The sequence below is a fragment of the Streptomyces albidoflavus genome (assembly GCF_000719955.1).
GTDB classification, from domain to species: Bacteria; Actinomycetota; Actinomycetes; order Streptomycetales; family Streptomycetaceae; genus Streptomyces; species Streptomyces albidoflavus.
Genome location: NZ_JOII01000033.1, coordinates 38,064 through 53,306, shown reverse-complemented (window position 1 = coordinate 53,306; position 15,243 = coordinate 38,064). Strand labels below are relative to the sequence as shown.

Sequence of the window (15,243 nt, the reverse complement as noted above, 5' to 3'; positions counted from 1 at the left end):
CTGGCCCGCCACAGCCGCGAGGACCTGGACACCGTCGCCGCCGAACTCAACAGCCGCCCACGCAAAACGCTCGGCTGGGAAACCCCAGCCGAGCGTCTCACTAAGCTCCTGACAACAGCCAGTTGATCACTCGTGTTGCAACGACCCCCGGAATTCGCCTCATGGTGGGGGCGCCCTTCTCGTGTCGTGGTGTGTCGAGGGGTCCGTCAGCGGCCCTGGCCGCCGCCGAACCAGTCGCCCGGGAGCTGGATGTCCGGGGGCGGGTTGTCGCCGCCGCCGGGACGGTTGCCGCCGGGCTTGTTGTCGCCGCCGCCGTTCCCGCCCCCGCCGTTCCCGTTGCCGCCGCCGGGGCGGTTGGGCTTGTTCTTGCCGGGCTTGTCGGGCTCGGGGATGTCGACCAGGTTGAAGCCGGGGGCTTCCTTGCCCTCCAGGGCACCGGCCATCGCGGTCTTCCAGATCGGTCCGGGGACCTCACCGCCGAAGACCTTGTCGTACGGGCGGCCGCCGATGGTGATGTTGGTCATCTGGCGCTTGTGCTGCGGGTCGCCGACCCAGACGGCGCCGGAGAGGTTCGGGGTGTAGCCGGCGAACCAGGCGGCGTAGCGGAAGTCGGTGGTTCCGGTCTTGCCGGCGCTGGCGCGGCCCTGGAGGCCCGCCTGGCGGCCGGTGCCGTCCTCGACCACGCCGCGCAGCAGGGTGTTGACGGTGTCGGCGGTCTTCTCCGACATCACCTTGGTGCAGGTCGACTTCGGCACCGGCATCGACTTCTTGTCCGGGCCGGTGATGGAGGCGATGGCGATCGGCGAGCAGTACGTGCCCCGGGTGGCGAAGGTGGCGTACGCGGAGGCCATCGTCAGCGGGGAGACCTCCTGGGTGCCCAGCGCGATGGAGGGGCCCTGGCCGAAGTCGTTGCCGTCGGAGCGCTCGATGCCCATCTTCTTCGACAGCTCGATGACCGGGCAGGTGCCGATCTCGCTGATCATCTGGACGAAGTAGGTGTTGACCGAGAGGGCGGTCGCCTCCTTCATGGAGTAGGGGCCGACCTCCTTCTCGTTCTCGTTGGCCAGCTCCTCGGAGGAGGTGTTGACGTAGTTCCCGGAGCAGGTGGCGACGGGGCTCGGGTACGGCATCTCGTACGGCGAGGAGTACGTCTTGGTCACCGGCATGCCGCGTTCCAGGGCGGCGGCGGCCACGATGGGCTTGAAGGTGGAGCCGGGCTGGTAGCCGGCGCCGCCGCCCATGGAGGCGTTGACGGAGAGGTTCATCTCCGTCTCGTTCTTGCCGTAGCCGTACGGCCTGGACTGGCCCATTCCGGTGATCTTGCCGGTGCCGGGCTCGACCAGGGCGACCGCGGTGGCGACCTCGTCGTCCTTGTAGACCCCGTTCTCTATGGCCGCCTGCACCGACTCCTGGGCCTTCGGGTCCAGGGTGGTGCGGATGGTCAGGCCGCCGCGCTCCCAGGTCTTCTGGCGCTCCTCGGCGGTCTTGCCGAAGACCGGGTCGGTGAGGAAGGCGCGCCGCACGTAGTCGCAGAAGAAGCCGGCGCCCTTGACGGCGGTGATGCAGCCGCTGCTGGGGCGGCTGATCTTCAGGCCGAGGGGGGCCTTCTTCGCCTCCGCCGCCTCCTGGGGGGTGATGTCGCGGACCGCCGCCATCCGCTGGATGACGGTGTTGCGCCGCTTGACCGCCTCCTGCTCGTCGTTGACCGGGTCGTACCGGCTGGGCGACTGGACGAGGCCCGCGAGGAGGGCCGACTCCTGGATGTTCAGGTCCTTGGCCGGCTTGGAGAAGTAGCGCTGGGCGGCTGCCTCGATGCCGTACGCCTGCTGCCCGAAGAAGGTGATGTTCAGGTAGTTCTCGAGGATGCCCTTCTTGCCCAGCTCCTCCTCGATCTGGATGGCGAACTTCAGCTCGCGGACCTTGCGGCCGATCGTCTGCTGGGTGGCCTCGGCGACCTTGTCGGCGTCGTCGCCGGCCTCCTCGACGAAGACGTTCTTCACGTACTGCTGGGTCAGCGTCGAGGCGCCCTGGGAGACGCCGCCGCTCTGCGCGTTCTCGTTGACCGCGCGGAGGATGCCCTTGAGGTCGATCGCGCCGTGCTCGTAGAAGCGCGAGTCCTCGATGGCGACGATCGCCTTCTGCATGTAGGGCGAGATGTCCTTGAGCGGGACTATCGTGCGGTCGCGGTAGTAGACGGTGGCGATCTTGCCGCCCTCCGCGTCCAGGATGGTGCTGCGCTGACTCAGCGGTGGTGTCTTGAGGTTGGCCGGCAGCTCGTCGAATCCCTCGACGGAGCCCTTCGCGGCCAGGCCCAGGGCCCCGGCGGCGGGCAGGGCGATCCCCGCCAGCACCGCGCCGGCGACCACGCTGACCCCGAGGAACTTGGCGGCCTGCTGGGCCGGAGACAGGCCGCCGCCCGAGCGCTTGTTTCCCATGAGAGGCAGCCTAATCCGTCAAGTGTGCTGTTCCGAGGGAGCGGGGCCCTGGGAGAAGGGCGGTACCGGACTGTGACATCCGGTTGGCTCAGACCGACCGGAACGCGCGGCTCCGGGCAGGCGGGCAACTCCCGTCGCGGAGGTTGGGATTCGCCGGACAGGGGCGCAAACCTTGGCCTAAGGTATCCACAACTGTCACAGCACCGCACTGCCGTAGCAAGCCCCCGTGCACGACGCGAGCGTGGAACGCGCATGACCAGAGTCGGAGACCGAGCCGCACACCGGTCCGGCGCCCGGAGCCCCGAACTCCCGGCACCGCCCCGCCGGTCGCGTTCTCGAACATCTGACACCCGAGGACCGGTGGCACCACCCGCCCCGTCACCGCCGCCCGGCGGCGCTATGCGGGGGTCCGTGTGCTGATGTCCTTCCTGTCCCCGGCGGTACGTCCCCATGCGCCGGGAAGGTCCCGCATGTCCTCAGGTCACTCCGTTGGGTGATCTGCCGCGTACGCATAGTCCGTTCGGGCCATTCAAGATTGGGCCCGCTGGGGGTGTTGTGCTGTGCCCGGCTTCCGTAACGTCCTCAACTGGCTGCGGTGAATATGCCGCTGCCGCCGTGGGGGAGCCTCGATTCGGGAGAGGACGGCGCCGGTATGGGCTGGGTGACCGACTGGAGTGCGCAGGCCGCCTGCCGCACTACCGATCCGGATGAACTGTTCGTGCAAGGAGCAGCGCAGAACCGGGCCAAGGCGGTGTGCACCGGATGCCCGGTGCGCACGGAGTGCCTGGCCGACGCGCTGGACAACCGCGTCGAGTTCGGCGTGTGGGGTGGCATGACCGAGCGGGAGCGCCGAGCGCTGCTGCGCCGGCGGCCCACCGTCACGTCGTGGCGACGGTTGCTGGAGACCGCACGCGTGGAGTACGAGCGCGGGGTGGGCCTGCTGCCCGCCGACGCGGAGGTGAACGACAGCTCCGCACTGACCGCCGACGACCGCGAGGTCTACGCGCGGCTGCTCGCCGTCGGCTAGACCGGCCGGCAAGGGCGAGCGAGGAGTACGGGAACCGGGCGCGGGCCGATGACGGCCGGGCGCCTGATCCCGGACGTGGGCGGGGCACGGAGTGCGCCGTCACGGGGACGGAGGCCGGCGCGGGATGCCCGCGGCCGGGCTCTCGCCGTACGCGTGCCCGCGCGTGCGGTCAGGTCTCGTCCGCCGGGCCGGTGCCGGCCTCGGCCAGGTACGTGCCGATGGCGCGCAGGCCCGCGAGATCGTGGACGTCGCCCGGCAGGGCGGGCACCTCGGCGACCGGTACCTCGGGGTGCCGGGCCGTGAAGCGGTCGCGGGTGCGCTGCTCGCGGGCGAGCAGCCGCATGCGTTCGGCGTGCAGGCGCAGCAGGCCCGCCGTCAACTCCTCGACCGGAACCGGAACTTCCTCGTCTGCATCCTTCTCCTGCTCTGCCCCGGCCGCCGTGTCCGCGCGTACGCCGTCCTGGTCGGCGGGGGAGCCGGGACCGGAGGAGGTGGCGCGGTCGGTGGCGGCCTCGGGGGCGGAGTTACCGACGAGTCCAGCTTTCCCGGGCGGCTGATCCACAATGCCGCCGCCGTCAAGATTTTCCGCCGCCGCCAGTGCCTGCTCGGCGGAGAGCTGGGCGGCGCCGCTGGAGTGCACGCGGTTGAGGACCAGCCCGGCCAGCGGCATCTTCTCCGCGCCGAGGCGCTCGACGAAGTACGCGGCCTCGCGCAGGGCGTCCCGCTCGGGCGCCGCCACCACCAGGAAGGCCGTCCCTGGCGCCTGGAGCAGCTGGAACGTGGCGTCGGCGCGGGTGCGGAAGCCGCCGAACATGGAGTCCATGGCGGCCACGAAGGTCTGGACGTCGCGCAGGAGCTGGCCGCCGAGGAGCTTGCCGAGGACGCCGGTCATCATCGACATCCCGGCGTTGAGGAACTTCATCCCGGCCCGGCCGCCGACCTTGGCGGGCGCCATCAGCAGCCGGATGAGCTTGCCGTCGAGGAACGAGCCGAGCCGCTTGGGGGCGTCCAGGAAGTCCAGGGCCGAGCGCGAGGGCGGGGTGTCGACGACGATGAGGTCCCAGGCGTCGGTGGCGCGGAGCTGGCCGAGCTTCTCCATCGCCATGTACTCCTGCGTCCCGGCGAACCCGGCCGACAGCGACTGGTAGAAGGGGTTCTCCAGGATCGCGCGGGCCCGCTCCGGGTCGGCGTGGGCCTCGACGATCTCGTCGAAGGTCCGCTTCATGTCCAGCATCATCGCGTGCAGCTCGCCCTTGCCCTCGATGCCGGGGACCTGGCGCGGGACGTTGTCCAGCGAGTCGATGCCCATGGACTGGGCGAGGCGGCGGGCCGGGTCGATGGTGAGCACCACGACGCGGCGGCCGCGTTCGGCGGCGCGCAGGCCCAGCGCGGCGGCCGTCGTCGTCTTGCCGACGCCGCCGGAACCGCAGCAGACCACGATCCGCGTCTCCGGGTCGTCCAGCAGCGGATCGACGGCGAGCGGATTCGCCGGTTCCAGACTCACCTGGGGTCCTCCTCGCTCCGGGCTCACCGGGTCAGGCCGTGGCCCCGACGCCCTGCTCGCGCAGGAGCGCCGACAGTTCGTAGACGCCGGCCAGGTCCATGCCCTCGGTGAGCAGCGGCAGCTCGTGCAGGGGGAGGCCGAGGCCGGTCAGGACGGAGCGCTGGGCGCGCTCCAGGGTGTGCCGCTCGGCGTACTCGCCGGCCTGCTCCAGGAGCGGGTCGACCAGGCGCTCGGCCTTGCCGCCGCGGCGGGCGCCGCCGAGTCCGGCGGTGGAGAGCGCCTTGGCGACGGCGGTGTGCGACGGGGACTGGAGCGCGGTGCGCAGGGCGGCGTCACCGAGCAGGGCCGGGCGGACCATGTTGACGGCGACGCGGCCGACCGGCAGACCGGCCCCGCGCAGCTCGGCGATGCCGTCGACGGTCTCCTGGACCGGCATCTCCTCCAGCAGCGTGACCAGGTGGACCTCGGTCTGCGGGGACTTCAGGACCCCCATGACCGCCTGCGCCTGATGGTGTATCGGGCCGACCTTGGCGAGTCCCGCGACCTCGTCGTTGACGTTGAGGAAGCGGGTGACGCGGCCGGTGGGCGGGGCGTCCATGACCACGTGGTCGTAGGCGTACCGGCCCTTCTTGTCCTTGCGGCGGACCGCCTCGCACGCCTTGCCGGTGAGCAGGACGTCGCGCAGGCCGGGGGCGATGGTGGTGGCGAAGTCGATGGCGCCGAGCTTCTTGAGGGCGCGGCCGGCGCCGCCGAGCTTGTAGAACATCTGGAGGTAGTCCAGGAGGGCCAGCTCCGGGTCGATCGCCAGCGCGTACACCTCGCCGCCGCCGGGCGCGGCCGCGATTCTGCGCTCCTCGTAGGGCAGCGGCTCGGTCTCGAAGACCTGGGCGATGCCCTGCCGGCCCTCGACCTCGACCAGCAGGGTCCGCCGTCCCCGCGAGGCGAGGGCGAGCGCGAGTGCGGCGGCGACCGTCGTCTTACCGGTCCCGCCCTTGCCACTGACGACCTGGAGCCTGCTCACGCCATCGAGCCTAACCACTGGGGCGTCGCGGTACGCATGAGACCGCCCGCGCGGGGTGGGTCCCGGGAGCCGTTACGCTCGCCCCATGACCAAGAAATTCGAGTACGCGACGGTGCCGCTCCTCGTGCACGCGACCAAGCAGATCCTGGACACCTGGGGCGAGGACGGCTGGGAGCTGGTGCAGGTCGTGCCCGGCCCCAACCCCGAGCAGCTCGTCGCCTACCTCAAGCGCGAGAAGGCGTGAGCGCGGTCGAGGCACGCATCGTCGAGCTGGGGCTGACCCTGCCCGACGTGGTGCCGCCGCTCGCCTCGTACCAGCCCGCGGTGACCTCCGGGGTGTACGTGTTCACCTCGGGCCAGCTGCCCATGGTGGACGGCGCGCTTCCGCTGACCGGCAAGGTCGGCGCCGAGGTGACGCCCGAGGACGCCAAGGACCTGGCGCGGGTCTGCGCGCTGAACGCCCTGGCCGCCGTGAAATCGGTCGCCGGTGACCTGGACCGGGTCGCCCGCGTGGTGAAGGTCACCGGGTTCGTCGCCTCGGCCCAGGACTTCACCGGCCAGCCCGCCGTGATCAACGGCGCCAGCGAACTCCTCGGCGAGGTCCTCGGCGACAAGGGCGTGCACGCCCGCAGCGCCGTCGGCGTGGCCGTGCTGCCGCTGGACGCCCCGGTCGAGGTGGAGATCCAGGTGGAGCTGGTCTCCGCCTGACCCCGCTCCATCTCCGCACGCGTACGCGCCGTTCCCCTCGGGGAGCGGCGCGTTCCGCGTCGCGGGGGCGGGCGGCCGGCTCTCGAAGATTCCGGCCGCAGCGGATAGCCTCCGGCCATGGCGAACGGTCAGTGGTACCCGCCCGAGTGGCCCGCCCGCATCAGGGCCCTGGCCAGCGGCGAACTCACCCCGGCGACCCCCCGGCGGGCCGCCACGGTCATGCTCCTGCGCGACGAGCCCGGTGGCACGGGGCTCCGCGTCCACATGCTGCGGCGGCGCGCCTCGATGGCCTTCGCGGGCGGCGCGTACGCCTACCCGGGCGGCGGGGTCGACCCGCGCGACGAGGGCCCCGTGCGGTGGGCCGGGCCCTCGCCGGCGAGCTGGGGCGAGCGGCTGGGGGTGAGCCCGGCCGAGGCGCAGGCGGTGGTCTGCGCGGCGGTGCGGGAGACCTTCGAGGAGGCCGGGGTGCTGCTGGCCGGCCCCGGCCCCGACAGCGTCGTCGCCGACACCACGGGCGAGGCGTGGGCGGCCGACCGGGCCGCGCTGGAGGCGCACGAGCTGTCCTTCGCCGACTTCCTCGACCGGCGCGGCCTCGTCCTCCGCTCCGACCTGCTGGGCGCCTGGGCGCGCTGGATCACCCCGGAGTTCGAGCCCCGCCGCTACGACACCTGGTTCTTCGCCGCCGTGCTGCCCGCCGGGCAGGTCACTGTCGAGACCTCCGGCGAGGCCGACCGCACCGAATGGGCCCGGCCCGCCGACGCCGCCGCCCGCTACGACCGGGGCGAGCTGCTGATGATGCCGCCCACCATCGCCACCCTGCGCGCCCTGCTGCCGTACGCGGGCGCGGCCGAGGCCCTCGCGGCCGCCGCCGAGCAGGATCTGACCCCGGTGGTGGCCGAGGCCGAGCTGCGCGGCGAGGAGGTCGTGCTGACCTGGCCGGGGCACGAGGAGTTCACCAAGCACGTGCCCACCGGGCCGCGCATACCGCGTCAGGGCGGGCAGTCATGACCGACGCCGCCGCGCTGCCCGGGCAGCCCCGGGGCGCCGTCGCGGGCCCGGCCACCGCCCGCGCCGTCAACGTCCTCGCGCCCAACCCCTCGGCGATGACGCTGGACGGCACCAACACCTGGCTCGTCGCCGAGCCCGGCTCGGAGCTGGCCGTGGTCATCGACCCGGGGCCGCTGGACGAGGGGCACCTGCGGGCGGTGGTGGCCACCGCCGAGGCGGCCGGGCGGCGGATCGGGCTGACGCTGCTCACCCACGGCCACGCCGACCACGCCGAGGGCGCCGCCCGATTCGCCGAGCTGACGGGGACCACGGTGCGCGCGCTCGACCCGGCGCTGCGGCTGGGCGACGAGGGGCTCGGCGCCGGGGATGTCGTCACCACCGGCGGGCTGGAGCTGAGGGTCGTGCCGACGCCCGGCCACACCTCCGACTCGCTCAGCTTCCACCTGCCCGCCGACCGGGCCGTGCTGACCGGGGACACCGTCCTCGGGCGCGGCACCACGATGGTCGCCCACCCCGACGGGCGGCTCGGCGAGTACCTCGACTCGCTGCGGCGGCTGCACTCGCTGACCACCGACGACGGCGTCAGCACCGTCCTGCCCGGCCACGGGCCGGTCCTCGACGACGCGCAGGGGGCGCTGGAGTTCTACCTGGCCCACCGCTCCGCCCGCCTCGACCAGGTCAGGGCGGCGGTGGAGGCCGGGGTCACGGAGCCGGGCGAGGTCGTCGCGCTGGTCTACGCGGCGGTGGACCGGAGCCTGTGGCCGGCGGCGGAGCTGTCGGTGCGGGCCCAGCTGGAGTACCTGCTCGGCGGCTGAGCCCGGGCAAGCCGAAGGGCCGGGCGGGCCCGCACCGGTCCTGGGTGCGGCCCTGCCCGGCCCTTCCGGGTGGGTCAGCGCGAGCGCTTCGCCAGGCGCTCGACGTCGAGCAGGATGACCGCGCGGGCCTCCAGGCGCAGCCAGCCGCGGCCGGCGAAGTCCGCCAGGGCCTTGTTGACCGTCTCGCGGGAGGCGCCGACGAGCTGGGCCAGCTCCTCCTGGGTCAGGTCGTGCACGACGTGGATGCCTTCCTCGGACTGCACCCCGAAGCGCCGGGAGAGGTCCAGGAGGGCCCGGGCCACGCGGCCGGGCACGTCGGAGAAGACCAGGTCGGACATCTGGTCGTTGGTCTTGCGCAGGCGCCGGGCGACGGCGCGCAGCAGGGCCGAGGCCACCTCGGGCCGGGCGTTGAGCCACGGCTGGAGGTCGCCGTGGCCCAGGCCGAGGAGCTTGACCTCGGTCAGGGCGCTGGCGGTGGCCGTACGGGGGCCGGGGTCGAAGAGCGACAGCTCACCGATCAGCTCGCCGGGGCCGAGCACGGCCAGCATGTTCTCCCGGCCGTCGGGGGAAGTGCGGTGGAGCTTCACCTTGCCCTCGGTGACCACGTACAGGCGGTCGCCGGGGTCGCCTTCGTGGAACAGCGCGTCGCCACGGGCGAGGGTCGCCTCGCTCATGGAGGCGCGGAGCTCCGCGGCCTGCTCGTCGTCGAGCGCCGCGAAGAGCGGCGCGCGCCGCAGAACATCGTCCACGAGTTCTCTCCTATGTCGACCTGCTCAGGGAACCGTGGTCCCCATTTTGCCGGACGGGTCAAACAGTGCGATCAATCACAAGGATGCCGGACGGGTGTGCCGTTCCGTGCGGCAGGGGGCCGATCGGAGGGTCCCAGGGCCCAGGTGCGGCCGTCCGGGTGACGGCCCCGACGGACCCGGAACCCTTGCGGGAAGCGGCTGGAGCGCAGGCCACGGCGGTGTCGCGGGAGGGCACGGCCTACCGTTGCGCTGTGGGCGAACGCCCCCGCTTCCGGGGGTGCCGGAGGTAAAGGAACGGCAAAACGGCCCCCTTTCCCAGGTGCGTCCGATAGGCGGACGCGCGTCACCGAACAGCGCAACGCGCGCACCGCGCCGACGGCGTCCCGACCGCCGCCCGGACGGCCTACCCGCCCGTCGGTCGCGTACACGCGCCGTCATCTCGTACACACGTACGGGTGTACGAGCTGGTGGGCGGCGCGGCGTGGGTGCGCAGGTGAGGGGCGGGTGGGAGGGGGTGGGGCTCTCGTGAGGTTCCCGCCCGGTGTCGGTCGTCCGGCGTAGCCTTCGTGCCATGGCGAAGAGCACCGGGCGGGAGCCCGCCGCGAAGAAACCGGACGACGCCGCGAAGCCGCCCGTCGTCCGCGAGCCCGCCGTGCCCCCGGCCCCGGCGATGCGCGGCGCGGCCAAGTCCGTCCAGGGAGCCGCCCTCGACGGCAGGCCCTGGCACGAGTCGCACCTGGCCATGGTCCGCCGGGCCCGCCGGATCAACCGCGAGCTGGCCGAGGTCTATCCGTACGCCCACCCGGAGCTGGACTTCGAGAACCCCTTCCAGCTCCTGGTCGCCACCGTCCTCTCGGCGCAGACCACCGACCTGAGGGTCAATCAGACGACGCCCGCGCTCTTCGCCGCGTACCCGACCCCCGAGGACCTGGCCGCGGCGCCGCCCGAGGAGCTGGAGGAGCTGATCCGGCCGACCGGGTTCTTCCGTGCCAAGGCCCGCTCGCTGCTGGGCCTCTCGGCCGCCCTGCGGGACCGGTTCGGCGGCGAGGTGCCGGGGAAGCTGGACGACCTGGTCTCGCTGCCCGGCGTCGGCCGCAAGACCGCCTTCGTCGTGCTGGGCAACGCCTTCGGCGTCCCGGGAATCACCGTCGACACCCACTTCGGCCGGCTGGTGCGCCGCTGGAAGTGGACCGAGGAGACCGACCCCGAGAAGGTCGAGGCGGCCGTCGCGGCGATCTTCCCGAAGAAGGACTGGACGATGCTCTCGCACCGCGTCATCTTCCACGGCCGCCGCATCTGCCACTCCCGCAAACCCGCCTGCGGAGCCTGCCCGATCGCCCCCCTCTGCCCGTCGTACGGCGAGGGCGAGACCGACCCGGAGAAGGCGAGGAAGCTGCTGAAGTACGAGAAGGGCGGCTTCCCCGGCCAGCGCCTGAAGCCCCCGCCGGACTACCCGGGCCTCGCCGCCCCCGAGGCGGGTCCGCGATGACGGGCTTACCCGGCCCCGGGCCCGGCGGCGGCCGGCCGGAACGATCCGCGGTGCGCGCCGCGTTGTGCTCACAGAGACGGGGGTGCCGATGACCCAGACCGGCGGAATCGACCAGGACGTCCCCAGCGGCGTCCGCGAGGAGGAGCGCGAGGAGCGCGTGACGGTGAGCGACGAGGGCCTGCCCGAGTGGCTGCGGCCGGTGGCGCACGTCGTGGACACGGTGCGCCCGCGCCAGCTCAGCAGCTATCTCCCGCCCGAGAGCGGGGCCGGCCGCCAGTCGGCGGTCCTGGTCCTCTTCGGCGAGGGGCCGCGCGGGCCCGAACTGCTGCTCATAGAGCGCGCCGCCAAGCTGCGCTCGCACGCCGGGCAGCCCTCCTTCCCCGGCGGTTCGCTCGACCCGGAGGACGGCGACCCGCTCACCACGGGCCCGCTGCGGGCCGCCCTGCGGGAGGCCGAGGAGGAGACCGGCCTCGACCCGCTGGGCGTCCAGCCGTTCGGCGTGCTGCCGAAGCTGTACATCCCGGTGAGCGGCTTCGTGGTGACGCCGGTGGTCGCCTGGTGGCGCGATCCGACCCCGGTCCGGGTGGTGGACCCGGGCGAGACGGCCCGCGTCTTCACCGTGCCGGTGGCCGACCTCACCGACCCGGCCAACCGCGCCACCGCCGTCCACCCGCTGGGCCACGCCGGTCCCGCCTTCCTGGTCGAATCGGCCCTGGTCTGGGGATTCACCGCCGGCGTGATCGACCGCATCCTGCACTACGCAGGCTGGGAGCAGCCCTGGGACCGTACAAAGCAGGTCACGCTCGACCGGCACGCATGACAAGGTGACGGGGGCGCGGCCACCGGCGGATTCCGGCCGGTCGCGTGGGCACGGGTGCGTGGTGCACCGCCGTGGTGGCGGAGGCCGCGCGCCCGGCGCCGTCGTGTGACCGAACCCACGGGACGCGGCGGCGTGATCCGGTGCCGACCGGACAGCAGCTTCCAGGCAACGACCAGGTGCCCAGGCACGACTAAGGAGAGGGCAGATTCGGTGAACGTGCTGGACATCCTGCTGCTGATCGCCGCCGTGTGGTTCGCGGTGGTCGGATACCGCCAGGGGTTCGTCATCGGCATCCTGTCGGTGATCGGGTTCCTCGGCGGCGGCCTTGCCGCCGTGCTGCTGCTGCCCGTCCTCTGGGACGCCGTCACCGACGACGCGGAGGTCAGTACGGCCGCCGCCGTCGTCGCGGTGGTCATCGTCATCGTCTGCGCCTCGGTCGGCCAGGCCCTCACCACCCACCTCGGCAACAAGCTCCGCCGCCACATCACCTGGACCCCGGCCCGCGCGCTGGACGCCACCGGCGGCGCCGTGGTCAACGTCGTCGCCATGCTCCTGGTCGCCTGGCTGATCGGCGGGCTGCTGGCCGGCACGACCCTGCCGACCGTCGGCAAGGAGGTGCGCGGCTCCAAGGTGCTCCAGGGCGTCGACCGGGCGCTGCCGGAGCAGGCCGGCTCCTGGTTCGCCGACTTCCGCTCGGTCCTCGCGCAGAACGGCTTCCCGCAGGTCTTCAGCCCCTTCTCCAACGAGCCGATCACCGAGGTCCAGCCGCCCGACTCCGGCCTCGCCGCCAGTCCCGTGGCGCAGAAGGCGAAGCGCTCCATCGTCAAGGTCGTCGGCACCGCGCAGAGCTGCAGCAAGGTCCTGGAGGGCACCGGCTTCGTCTTCGACGAGCGGCGCGTCATGACCAACGCCCACGTCGTCGGCGGGGTCGACGAGCCGACCGTCCAGATCGGCGGCGAGGGCCGCCGCTACGACGCCACGGTCGTCCTCTACGACTGGGAGAAGGACATCGCCGTCCTGGACGTCCCCGAGCTCCAGGCGCCCGCCCTCAACTTCGCCTCCCAGGACGCCGAGCGCGGCGACAGCGCCATCGTCGCCGGCTTCCCGGAGAACGGCGGGTACGACGTGCGCGCCGCCCGCGTCCGCGGCCGCATCACCGCCGACGGCCCCGACATCTACCGCCGCGGCACCGTCAGCCGCGACGTCTTCTCGCTCTACGCCACCGTCCGCCAGGGCAACTCCGGCGGCCCCCTCCTCACCCCGAAGGGCGAGGTCTACGGCGTCATCTTCGCCAAGTCCCTGGACGACGAGGACACCGGTTACGCCCTCACCGCCGACGAGGTCCGCGAGGACGTGCGGGAGGGCCGCCGGGCCAGCCAGCCGGTCTCCAGCGACGCCTGCGCCATGTAGGGCCCGCCCGGCCGGTCCTCGTGCGCCCATGAGCAAGCCCGCCCTGTGTCGGGGGCGGGCTCGGTGGGGCGCGGGTGTCGGGTCGGGAAAGGGGTGTGTGCGTCCGGAGCGGTGTGGGCAGGCGCCTCGGTGAGGCAGTCAGGCCACGGAGACCGGCTCAGTCGCGCGTGTGCCGCAGTCGCGCCGAGACCCAGCGGGCGCGGCGGCGGAGGATGCGGGGAATGCCGATCTCCCGGGAATCGGGTTCGAGCCCCCGGTCCCGGAGATCACCCCGGCGGCGCGTGCCCGGCGCGGCGGCCAGGCGGCGGTTGCGTGCTACGTCGTTGTAGTCGTGCGTCCAGCCCATACCCGGACGTGTGCCCGCGCCCCATGGTCGGTAACCGCGGCGGGGGCGCCCAATTGGCGTATGCGCGGGGCAAGTCGTGCCGGAGCGAAGGGGTGTGCCGGAGAGCGCGCGGACGCGCCGTGGGCGCCCCGTCGCCCCGGATACCGCGCCGGGGTCTCAGCGGTCCGGCTCGGGGTCCTTCAGCCAGCTGATCAGTTCGTGCGAGAACAGCTCCGGGTCCTCCTCGTGCGGGAAGTGCCCGAGCCCCTCGAAGAGCCGCCAGCGGTACGGCGCCTCCACGTACTCCCCGGAACCGGCTGCGCTGCGGGTGCGCATCACCGGGTCGAGCGCCCCGTGCAGGTGGAGCGTGGGGACGCGGACGGGCAGCTTCATGCGGCGGTTGAACTGGGCGCCGTCGGGCCGGGCCATGGAGCGCACCATCCAGCGGTACGGCTCGATCGAGCAGTGCGCCGTCGAGGGGATGCTGATGGCCTGCCGGTAGGTGTCGACCGCCTCGTCGTCGGGGAGCCTCGGCCCCGACCACTCGCGGATCAGCCGCCCGGTCAGCGCCGCCTCGTCCGCCACCAGCTGACGTTCGGGGACCCAGGGCCGCTGGAACCCCCAGATGTACGACCCGGCCCGGGTCTGCCGCAGGTCGGTCAGCATCGCCGAGCGCCAGCGGCGGGGGTGCGGCATCGAGGAGACCACCAGCCGGCGCACCAGCTTGGGGCGCATCACGGCGGCGGTCCAGGCGAGGTAGCCGCCGAGGTCGTGGCCGACCAGGGCGGCGTCGGGCTCGCCGAGGGAGCGGATGACGCCGGTGACGTCGAGGGCGAGGTTGGCGGGGTCGTAGCCGCGCGGGGTGCGGTCGCTGCCGCCGACCCCGCGCAGGTCCATCGCCACGGCCCGGTACCCGGCCTCGGCGAGCGCCGTCAGCTGGTGCCGCCAGCTCCACCAGAACTGCGGGAAGCCGTGCAGCAGCAGGACGAGCGGGCCCTCACCGGCCTCGGCGATGTGGAAGCGCGCGCCGTTGGCCGCGACGTCCCGGTGGGTCCAGGGGCCGTCGGGCCGGATGATGGTGGCGGGTTGGGCCGGATGGGTGGCGGGGTCCGTCATGAGGACGAGCGTGCCACAGCCGTGCCTCCCTCACCGCCACGGTCCAGGTGAGCGCCCTTGGCCTCCACGGCGGCGGCGGGGTAGGGGCGGCCCGAGACGGTGGGCAGGGCGCCGGCGGGCTCCGGGCGAGGGTGCGGCTTGGCGTTCTGGAGGACGGCGGCCGTCTGCTTGGCGGAGGCCACGGTCTTCTGCGGGCCCTTGCCCTTCTTGGCCTTCTTCACGAAGACGAGCGCGATCAGGCCGAGCAACAACGCGACCAGCACGTTGACGGCGAAGGACAGCAGGAAGCAGATCGCCATGTTCCAGCCGGTCCAAGTGCGGAAGCCGTAGGCGAGCGCGAAGCTCAGCATCGGCAGGGAGAAGATCAGCACCGTGAGGGCGGCGATCCCCGCCGCGCTGCCGATCAGGCCCCGCTGCACATCCTGCTTGAGCTGCTTCTTCGCCAGCGCGATCTCGTCGTGCACCAGCGCGGACAGCTCGGCGGTGGCCGAGGCCACCAGCTGGCCGAGGCTGCGGTCTGCGCCTACGGGTGCGCTCATCGCGATCTCCCTCTTCTCTCCCGGTGTCCCCACCGGCATCTCGTCCGACGTCCGCTCCGGCGTCTTCCGCTCCGGCCCGGCCGCACGGTGATGGCCCCGGGGCCGTCCCGCGCGTCCGGTTCTTGTGGTTACTGCTCCGTCAGATCATGCCGGACGGCGGCGCCCAGCGCTTCCTCGCGGTGCGGGAGTCCGGCCCGCACACCACCGGCGTACGCCCCGTCCTCCGCCTCCGCGCATCCCCGTCCGGGCGCGGAACATGCCTGTCCGGACGGGGAAA

At 73.0% G+C, this 15,243-nt stretch carries 15 protein-coding genes and 1 pseudogene; 9 read left to right on the top strand and 7 right to left on the bottom strand.

Annotation, left to right across the window (positions count from 1 at the left end; translation table 11 throughout):
- A pseudogene (locus tag IF45_RS32995) lies at positions 1 to 126 on the top strand (IS30 family transposase); the annotation flags it as partial.
- Positions 127 to 206: 80 nt separating this feature from the next.
- Here the strand turns inward: IF45_RS32995 and IF45_RS0125915 are convergent.
- Positions 207 to 2,435, bottom strand: coding sequence for a transglycosylase domain-containing protein (locus IF45_RS0125915; RefSeq protein ID WP_015507464.1), 2,229 nt, complete (start codon positions 2,433 to 2,435; stop codon positions 207 to 209).
- 652 nt (positions 2,436 to 3,087) lie between these two features.
- Here IF45_RS0125915 and IF45_RS0125910 point away from each other — a divergent pair.
- The gene (locus tag IF45_RS0125910; protein ID WP_010643923.1) at positions 3,088 to 3,462 is read left to right on the top strand and encodes a WhiB family transcriptional regulator; all 375 of its coding nucleotides are present in this window, start codon (positions 3,088 to 3,090) and stop codon (positions 3,460 to 3,462) included.
- A gap of 169 nt (positions 3,463 to 3,631) precedes the next feature.
- On the opposite strand, the gene bagB is transcribed toward IF45_RS0125910, so the two are convergent.
- Both bagB and bagA read right to left on the bottom strand, forming a co-directional pair.
- Entirely contained in the window at positions 3,632 to 4,966 is a 1,335-nt protein-coding gene (gene bagB, locus IF45_RS0125905; RefSeq protein WP_008417459.1) for an ATPase BagB, read from the bottom strand.
- Between the two features lie 31 nt (positions 4,967 to 4,997).
- Positions 4,998 to 5,987, bottom strand: coding sequence for an ATPase BagA (bagA, locus tag IF45_RS0125900; RefSeq protein WP_018470339.1), 990 nt, complete (start codon positions 5,985 to 5,987; stop codon positions 4,998 to 5,000).
- Positions 5,988 to 6,072: 85 nt separating this feature from the next.
- Between bagA and sp36 the strand changes: the two genes are divergently transcribed.
- The 4 genes from sp36 (at position 6,073) to IF45_RS0125880 (ending at position 8,518) form a co-directional block, all read left to right on the top strand.
- Positions 6,073 to 6,231 (top strand): Sp36 family protein, encoded by a 159-nt coding sequence (gene sp36 / locus IF45_RS33460; protein WP_003949633.1) that lies wholly within the window; start codon positions 6,073 to 6,075, stop codon positions 6,229 to 6,231.
- Positions 6,228 to 6,695, top strand: a complete 468-nt coding sequence (locus IF45_RS0125890; RefSeq protein WP_003949634.1) for a RidA family protein — start codon at positions 6,228 to 6,230, stop codon at positions 6,693 to 6,695. The genes sp36 and IF45_RS0125890 overlap by 4 nt, the downstream gene beginning before the upstream one ends.
- Positions 6,696 to 6,812: 117 nt before the next feature.
- Entirely contained in the window at positions 6,813 to 7,703 is an 891-nt protein-coding gene (locus IF45_RS0125885; RefSeq protein WP_030309859.1) for an NUDIX hydrolase, read from the top strand.
- Positions 7,700 to 8,518 (top strand): MBL fold metallo-hydrolase, encoded by an 819-nt coding sequence (locus IF45_RS0125880; protein WP_008417464.1) that lies wholly within the window; start codon positions 7,700 to 7,702, stop codon positions 8,516 to 8,518. The genes IF45_RS0125885 and IF45_RS0125880 overlap by 4 nt, the downstream gene beginning before the upstream one ends.
- Positions 8,519 to 8,592: 74 nt before the next feature.
- On the opposite strand, the gene IF45_RS0125875 is transcribed toward IF45_RS0125880, so the two are convergent.
- Positions 8,593 to 9,267, bottom strand: coding sequence for a Crp/Fnr family transcriptional regulator (locus IF45_RS0125875; protein WP_003949637.1), 675 nt, complete (start codon positions 9,265 to 9,267; stop codon positions 8,593 to 8,595).
- A 571-nt stretch (positions 9,268 to 9,838) separates the two neighbouring features.
- Here IF45_RS0125875 and nth point away from each other — a divergent pair.
- From nth to IF45_RS0125860, 3 genes are all read left to right on the top strand, one after another.
- Complete coding sequence (gene nth / locus IF45_RS0125870; RefSeq protein ID WP_030309857.1) at positions 9,839 to 10,756, top strand: endonuclease III; 918 nt, start codon at positions 9,839 to 9,841, stop codon at positions 10,754 to 10,756.
- An 88-nt stretch (positions 10,757 to 10,844) separates the two neighbouring features.
- The gene (locus tag IF45_RS0125865; RefSeq protein ID WP_003949639.1) at positions 10,845 to 11,576 is read left to right on the top strand and encodes an NUDIX hydrolase; all 732 of its coding nucleotides are present in this window, start codon (positions 10,845 to 10,847) and stop codon (positions 11,574 to 11,576) included.
- Positions 11,577 to 11,786: 210 nt separating this feature from the next.
- The gene (locus IF45_RS0125860; RefSeq protein ID WP_003949640.1) at positions 11,787 to 12,986 is read left to right on the top strand and encodes a MarP family serine protease; all 1,200 of its coding nucleotides are present in this window, start codon (positions 11,787 to 11,789) and stop codon (positions 12,984 to 12,986) included.
- A gap of 157 nt (positions 12,987 to 13,143) precedes the next feature.
- Here the strand turns inward: IF45_RS0125860 and IF45_RS34090 are convergent, their stop codons facing one another.
- The 3 genes from IF45_RS34090 to IF45_RS0125845 form a co-directional block, all read right to left on the bottom strand.
- On the bottom strand, positions 13,144 to 13,332 hold the full coding sequence (locus tag IF45_RS34090) for a hypothetical protein (RefSeq protein WP_003949641.1): 189 nt from the start codon (positions 13,330 to 13,332) through the stop codon (positions 13,144 to 13,146).
- Between the two features lie 156 nt (positions 13,333 to 13,488).
- Positions 13,489 to 14,427, bottom strand: coding sequence for an alpha/beta fold hydrolase (locus IF45_RS0125850; protein ID WP_003949642.1), 939 nt, complete (start codon positions 14,425 to 14,427; stop codon positions 13,489 to 13,491).
- Positions 14,424 to 14,966, bottom strand: coding sequence for a phage holin family protein (locus tag IF45_RS0125845; RefSeq protein WP_008417469.1), 543 nt, complete (start codon positions 14,964 to 14,966; stop codon positions 14,424 to 14,426). The genes IF45_RS0125850 and IF45_RS0125845 overlap by 4 nt, the downstream gene beginning before the upstream one ends.
- Positions 14,967 to 15,243 lie beyond the last annotated feature (277 nt).

What these genes read in the sequence shown, in the direction of transcription:
- IF45_RS0125880 (WP_008417464.1), top strand. Translation starts at nt 7,700, where the DNA reads ATGACCGACGCCGCCGCGCTGCCCGGGCAGCCCCGGGGCGCCGTCGCG.
- nth (WP_030309857.1), top strand. Translation starts at nt 9,839, where the DNA reads ATGGCGAAGAGCACCGGGCGGGAGCCCGCCGCGAAGAAACCGGACGAC.
- IF45_RS34090 (WP_003949641.1), bottom strand. Translation starts at nt 13,332, where the DNA reads ATGGGCTGGACGCACGACTACAACGACGTAGCACGCAACCGCCGCCTG.
- IF45_RS0125910 (WP_010643923.1), top strand. Translation starts at nt 3,088, where the DNA reads ATGGGCTGGGTGACCGACTGGAGTGCGCAGGCCGCCTGCCGCACTACC.
- IF45_RS0125845 (WP_008417469.1), bottom strand. Translation starts at nt 14,966, where the DNA reads ATGAGCGCACCCGTAGGCGCAGACCGCAGCCTCGGCCAGCTGGTGGCC.
- IF45_RS0125850 (WP_003949642.1), bottom strand. Translation starts at nt 14,427, where the DNA reads ATGACGGACCCCGCCACCCATCCGGCCCAACCCGCCACCATCATCCGG.
- IF45_RS0125915 (WP_015507464.1), bottom strand. Translation starts at nt 2,435, where the DNA reads ATGGGAAACAAGCGCTCGGGCGGCGGCCTGTCTCCGGCCCAGCAGGCC.
- IF45_RS0125865 (WP_003949639.1), top strand. Translation starts at nt 10,845, where the DNA reads ATGACCCAGACCGGCGGAATCGACCAGGACGTCCCCAGCGGCGTCCGC.
- sp36 (WP_003949633.1), top strand. Translation starts at nt 6,073, where the DNA reads ATGACCAAGAAATTCGAGTACGCGACGGTGCCGCTCCTCGTGCACGCG.
- IF45_RS0125885 (WP_030309859.1), top strand. Translation starts at nt 6,813, where the DNA reads ATGGCGAACGGTCAGTGGTACCCGCCCGAGTGGCCCGCCCGCATCAGG.